We start from the raw sequence: 6,642 nt of genomic DNA, 5'->3' as shown, positions 1-6,642 counted from the left end.
CAACTGGCACGCCGCTTTCACCCTGCTTCAAAATCGCAAGGATCTGGCTTTCTGTGAATCTCGATTTCTTCATGTCGTTCTCCAAGCGCATCAAAGGCCGGAGAAGTCCAATTTTCAACCCAATGGTCTTCGGGGATGATTACCCTACCATTGAATTATAACCTTATGTATCGCGCGTTTGAATTAATTTTTTATTTATGAGTTTATCTATAACAGGTCGTAATTTTGAGAACTGTGCGTCCCATGAAAGGTCTTCCCTCATCGCAGTCCGGCAGTTATCTACAAGCTCTTTATAATATTCGGTACCTGAGACATTAAGAGCTTTGTTTAATGCGCTCACATAACTCGGCATAGTCCAATCATCCATCAATATACCGCAGTTATACTTTCTAATTATTTCCTCGCATTGCGGGTGGGGCGCCGAAATAACCGGCAAACCGCATGACAGCGCATCAAATAATTTATTAGGCGCAGCATAATAACGATCCTCCACATCTGGAAGCCAAGTAATTATAGAAAATAGATATCGTGATATCATACGGAAGAAATTGTCATCTGTTTCAAAGTAGCCTCTATATCGCGCACCTCCTGGTTTTGTAAACAATTCAAACAAACTCCGCCTTTCGTCGTTTGGAAAACCATCGATAATCCCGAATATATCTATCGGAAGAGCGTAAACTTCTTCATGAAAGAAATAATATCCAAATGTAATTTCCTTGTGAAAAGACCCAGCATATAATAATTTTCCATTCTTCTCATCAGTATAATAATTGTTGTTGTTTGTATTCATTATCACAAATGTATAGTTATTTTCATAACGGAAGCCAGTCCTCTCTAGGTATATTCTGCGGCGGTTTTCTTCGGGAAATATAAGTATATCGCAGATATTAACAAGTGGGAAAATATATTTATGGCGTTCGGTTACCTCTTCCAGACAATAGAATATTTTAATCATATGATCGTGGTCGATCATATCCAAAACAGGCAACCGATATAATCCAGATATTATAAGTATATCTGGCTTAATATTTCTTATATGCGGCGCAACATACTGAGCAAACTCAATTCGACCCTCCTGTGTAAACAAGTTTCCTGTCGTGAAAACGCGGTTCAAAGAAATGTTATACTCAGGAAGACGTTTCTTTATGTCAATTTGCGGCCGAACCGCTTGATCCGGTTCAAATATGTGTACCCGTGCATTATAGTTTTTACATATCGATTCCGCTAAGCGCAAGTTTTGCGGGGTTCCATATCCAACACTGACATCTGTCAACATAACAACGGAAATCGGGCGAGTGACATGAGACATTCCGGACAACCTTTAAATTTGCAACAGTTCTCTAAGCTGCGGATATCGCTGAATCTAAGATCCCGATAAGATTATCGGGATCATACCTATGCCGATGCTCAACACTCAAAAGTTCCATCGCTTTTTTGTGTCGTTCGTACTCCAGAAGTCCGCTACACACAGCTTTTGGCAATTGTTCGGGCCCATCATACATTATCACCCCACTGTCTATATGAAGGCCCGCGTCAGAATAATATAGGGAGGCTTTCATAAAACTGAACTTTGGATGAATTACATCTCCAAGTATTTCAACTTCCCATGCCAATTTTTCAGAGGGAGGTATCTCAAATAGGGATAGTACTTGCGAGTCAATTGGCAAGTATGACATTTGAGTTCGATAAATCTCTATATCGAATTTATTGTAGAGTTTTATCCGGATCCTAACCGGATTCTTTATGTCACTCAGGAATCCAAAATCCAGAGAGAAATAATTGCTGCCTGAGACATTCTCCAACACGCCACTAGATGTCATATCCTGGGTAAGTACAATACTTTGGAGCGGTGAATTGTTACGCAATTGTTCATCGATTACCGAACGCCTATGATGCTCTACTACATTAGACATCCAACTTCCGGCCGGTACAACAACAGGCAAGCCCCTAGATAAGGCCTCCATAAATACACCAGACGATCGCGCGAAATAGTCGGCAGGGGAATACGGCATCACCAACATCGAGGACATATCTAGGTATTTTGAATACACTTCACTGTCCACCGGTCCTTCTATCAAGGAAACATTTTCAAAAACTAAATTTTCCAGGTCATGTTTGGCGTGCCGAGATAGTTCATCACCCCCCGGAAAATTAAAATTAGATTGAAATAAAAACTCAACTGATTTACTTAGTGAATTATTTCCATTTATGCATTCGACTATGCTTTTTAAGTAGTGAAAGCCCTTTTCCTCTCTAGCATCGCCAAGATAAGACACAATATATTTTTGATGAGAATCCTTTACAGCCACATCATCAACAACGTCTACAGGCACGGGCAACGTATAAAACTTATATATGCCGATATAGTTGTACTGATCGGACAACTCATGCGTATCTGTGAAAAACGTTACTTTAATGTCCGGGCACAACACTGCAAGACGCCCCATATCGTTGCGAAAACCGATCAAATCGTTAACTTGACCAGCATAGGTTGATGGGTAACCGGTAAAAAAAGGACGCCTAAAAAGTAGCGCCCACCGACACTTCATAACTTCCGATTTCTTTTGCCTCAGATAAATAAGCGCCTCAATCTCAGCAGTCGTTGCATTCGGCACAAAAAATATCGTGTTCTCATCTACGTCAATAGTCAACAACGCTTTTTCCAATTCTTTACAGAAAGCAATCGGAGGCGTTTTTTTTCTATTTTCTCGGATTAATAAACCAATACGGAGTAGCGAGTAAGGAATGATTGACAACATTATTATTGGTAAAAAGATAATGGCCAAAACACCAAAGAAATATTTTTTTAAGTGCGCCCCATGGGGCCTTAAGAACACGTGCTCATACACATCCCACCCAGCCCGTAAGAACCAAGCTACTAATAATTGTGATCTATTAGAATCGATCAATGACTTGGTCTCAACAAAGGCCTTTGGCCCAGTTAGAAGTAGAAAAAAATCACGACCTTTAATTCGTTCAATCGCAAGACCTATTTTTGAAAAAACAATTCTACGATACAAATAGGATCCAACCCGCTTTGCCTTTGTGAAGAGTATTGACAACTTAGGCGCAACGGGAGCACCGCCGAAGTAACGCTTGTTGTAGAAGCGAAAGTTATCCCAATAATCCTTCGAGAAAGTTGGCAAAACTTCGTAACTATGATCCCCCGAATAATCGGAATGTGCAAGCGTTACGGTGTCGTAGCCTAACCGATTAGCCGCATCAAGAACTCTTTTATCGTATTCGAAATAATGCCCCCCTGGTCCTTTTAGGGAGGAGTCAATTAGAATAAGCTTTTTTCGCATCTACAAATCCTTGTGTTCTCCCTACTTACGGCCGCTTTATTTGGGTCCGTGTTTGCTATATGTGGCGGCGGACGGGGGAATGATCAGCAAAATTTCAGCGGGAGAGTGTTATCGTGATGTAATTGCTCTTGCGGTGTTTTGTTTAAGTTTATGATGACTGTTTTTCAAGCCCCATAATGAGGACCTCTATCAACCCGTTTTTGTGTCTGGCTGAGGCGAGTTGACCGGTTCTGGGCCTGATCGCTGTTTGAGTCGGGTCCTTTCGGCCGGGAGGCTTTGCCCTCCTTGGCTGTTTCCCTGCCGATGCGGGCTTCATTTGGTTGATCTGAACCAGCCTTCTCATGTTGTAGACTATGTTGGCCATGCCGATTTTGGTTCTGGCGCGCGCTATGCCGATGGTTCGGACGGTGATGCGCCTGATCGACAGGCAGTTCCTGGAAACACCGTTCTATGGCGTCCGGCAGATGACCTGGCACCTGCGGAACGAGGGCCATGGTGTGAACCAGAAGCGGATCCGGCGGTTGATCCGGCTAATGGGACTGATGCCGATCCACCAGATTCCGAACATCAGCAAACCGGCCAAGGGCCACAAGACATACCCCTATCTTCTTGGCGCTCTAAGGCTCGATAGCCCAATCAGGTCTCGTGCGCCGACATCACCTATCTGCCTATGCGGCGCGGGTTCCTCTATCTGGTGGCCATCATGGACTGGGTTACCCGCAAAGTTCTTGTCCTGGCGCATCTCCAACACGCTGGAGGTCGACTTCTGCATCGAAGCGCTGAGCGAGGCGGTCAATCGGTTCGGCCCGCCCGAGATTATGAATACGGATCAGGGTAGCCATTTCACGTCCTTTGCCTGGACCGACCGGCTGAAGCGGGTCGGGACCCGGATCTCGATGGACGGAAAGGGCCGCTGTATCGACAACATCTTCATCGAGCGCCTGTGGCGGTCCTTGAAGTATGAATGTGTCTATCTACACGCTTGGGAGACCGGATCGCAGTCCAAAGCCGGCGTTGCAAAATGGATCTCCTTTTACAATCGTCAGCGACCTCACACCGCCCACGGCGGACAGCCGCCCGCCGTGGTCTACTTCACCCAAACCGAAACCGACCAACAGAGGCAGAGAGCAGCGTAATTTACGCCGGAAACTGTCCAACGGATGGGGAGTAGCTCAAATGGCTTGCCGCCGTAGCTGCTAGGCCCACGCTTGTAGCCGATCTGGGCCTTGATACCTGACAGTTTGGGCAGTCGGGCAACGCGGTTGGGACAGCAGGTCTCGCCCTGATCCAGCAGATCGTCGCGCAATTTGCGATAGCCATACAGCTTGCCGCTTTCCCTCCAGTCCTTGCTGATGAGTACGGTCTGGCGGGCGTCTTCCTTCGCCCGCCTGCTCAGCGGGTTCTTCAGCCAGGGGTAGAAGCGGCTAGGGTGGATGCGAAGGCACTGGCACATCGTCCGCACCGAGAACAGCGGGCGATGCGCGGCGAAGAACGCGTATCTCACTTTGCAGCCTTGGCGAAATACGCGGTAGCTTTTTTAGGATGTCGCGCTCCTCGGTGACCCTCGCCAGTTCACCCTTCAGGCGCCGGATCTCGGCATCCTTGACGTCTCCGCCAGATGGCTGCGAAAACTTCCTTTTCCACGCATACAGAGAGCGCGGGCTGACGCTCAGCCGCTTGATACCTCCGCCACCGGATACCCACGCTGGGTGAGCAGTGCCACCCCGTCCCGCTTGAAATCATCGCTGAAATTGGCTTTGCTTATCATGGCCTCCTCGCCTCAAAATTAGGGAAGAAGGCGCCTATGAGTATGCGGCTATTCATAGTTGAAAAATGCCTGGTTGCTGCAGATAAACTGTTCGGCCTTCACGACCGTTTCGGGTGTGCCAATGTCGAGGAATGGAGCGTCTCTTGCTTCCACGACCTGAAGCATATGGCCGTCCGCGGCAAGGCGCGGAATAACGTCCTGCTCGATGCTCAGCGGAGTCCCGGTCGGAAAGCGGTCTAGGACCGTCTTGCGAAACAGATAGGTCCCCCCGTTTATCAGGCCGGCGCCAGGTACTTTCTCCCGGAATGCTACCAGTCTGCCGGCCTCGTCAACAGACAAGCTGCCGAACCGAGATGTGTCTGAGCAGTATAGGCCGATCAGCCCGCCGCTCAGTTCCTCCCGGCCCACGAGCGCGATTAGATTCTTTACGCCACCGAGGCACAGGCTGTCACCATTCGACACCAGTATCCAATTCCCAAGAAGACCGCGAGCGTTGAGCACACCACCGCCGGTCCCGAGCGGTTCCCGTTCGTGGCAGCAGGTCTGGGTCAGTCCCGGCATCGGATCGCTCTGGCACCAAGCGGCGACCTGGTCCCCCATGTGCCCGGTGGAATAAACGACATTGCGAAGGCCTTGCCCGGCGAAGAAGGCGGTCACCCAGTACAGGAACGGGCGCCCCAAGACAGGGATCATCGGTTTGGGCACATCCGGATGCATGGCCCGTATCCGGGTGCCCCTGCCGCCGGACAGTAAAAGCAGATCCGGGTTAGTCATGATTGGGGGTCTTTCGGAGAGGCGGGAGTGAGGTCCTGGGCGAATCCGCTGGGGTCACTCGAACATGCCGCATTCGACAGCCTCGCAGATGTAATGATAAAGGCAAATATGCACTTGCTGGATCAGCGGGGTGGAACGGCTCGGCACGTCGATCAGGATGTCCGTCACCTCGGCCATCTTGCCACCGCCTTCGCCCGTGAGGCCGATGGTGACCATTCCCATGTCGTGAGCAGCCTGGAATGCCTTAATCACGTTACCGGAATTGCCTGATGTGGATAGACCCAGAATGGCGGACCCCTTGGAGCCATAGGCCTGGACCTGCCGGGAAAATACGGTGTCATAGGAATAGTCGTTGGACCAAGCCGTGATGACAGACGGATTGGAAGACAGGCAGATGCAGTCAAGCGCAGCGCGTTCCTTAAGGAAACGTCCGACGAGTTCCCCCGTTATATGCATGGCATCGGAAGCCGATCCGCCGTTACCGCAGACGAGAAGCCGTCCTCCGTTTTTCAGCGCAGAAACGATAGCCGCCGCCGCTTCATCGCAGCGCTGAACCCCGGCGTGGTCGCGCGCATTCTTGAGTACGTCAATTGATGTGTCAAAATAGGACTTTAACGTCACCCGAGATTCCCCATATCTTGTCCATGATACTATGGTGCCGCCACCGTAAGCGATGGTCAACCCACGAACCGTTCGAATTGCCGCTTCGAGTTGTGTTTTCCGGCGCCGGATGTAGCAACCTCTGCATGGATATACGGCAAGGTATGTGATCCAGCGAATTCGAGATGCAGTGGC

4 protein-coding genes and 2 pseudogenes are annotated in these 6,642 nt (G+C 49.1%); 1 reads left to right on the top strand and 5 read right to left on the bottom strand.

What is annotated here, in order from left to right; translation table 11 throughout:
• Positions 1-163 precede the first annotated feature (163 nt).
• Positions 164-1,309: a glycosyltransferase gene (locus F0184_RS18015; protein WP_150497599.1), complete on the bottom strand. Its 1,146-nt coding sequence runs from the start codon at positions 1,307-1,309 to the stop codon at positions 164-166.
• 31 nt (positions 1,310-1,340) lie between these two features.
• Positions 1,341-3,305, bottom strand: a complete 1,965-nt coding sequence (locus F0184_RS18010; protein WP_150497598.1) for a glycosyltransferase — start codon at positions 3,303-3,305, stop codon at positions 1,341-1,343.
• A 407-nt stretch (positions 3,306-3,712) separates the two neighbouring features.
• Here F0184_RS18010 and F0184_RS18005 point away from each other — a divergent pair.
• Positions 3,713-4,441 (top strand): annotated as a pseudogene (locus F0184_RS18005) (IS3 family transposase); the annotation flags it as partial.
• Between the two features lie 41 nt (positions 4,442-4,482).
• Here the strand turns inward: F0184_RS18005 and F0184_RS18000 are convergent.
• From F0184_RS18000 to F0184_RS17990, 3 genes and pseudogenes are all read right to left on the bottom strand, one after another.
• Positions 4,483-5,073, bottom strand: a pseudogene (locus F0184_RS18000) (transposase); the annotation flags it as partial.
• Positions 5,074-5,121: 48 nt separating this feature from the next.
• Entirely contained in the window at positions 5,122-5,847 is a 726-nt protein-coding gene (locus tag F0184_RS17995; protein ID WP_150497596.1) for a sugar phosphate nucleotidyltransferase, read from the bottom strand.
• A gap of 54 nt (positions 5,848-5,901) precedes the next feature.
• Positions 5,902-6,468, bottom strand: a complete 567-nt coding sequence (locus tag F0184_RS17990) for a D-sedoheptulose-7-phosphate isomerase (RefSeq protein ID WP_150497595.1) — start codon at positions 6,466-6,468, stop codon at positions 5,902-5,904.
• Positions 6,469-6,642 lie beyond the last annotated feature (174 nt).

It is taken from the genome of Roseibium aquae (assembly GCF_008711285.1).
In the GTDB taxonomy this organism is placed as follows: domain Bacteria; phylum Pseudomonadota; class Alphaproteobacteria; order Rhizobiales; family Stappiaceae; genus Roseibium; species Roseibium aquae.
Note: the sequence above shows the minus strand (reverse complement) of the source record. Positions and strands in the feature narration are given on the sequence as shown.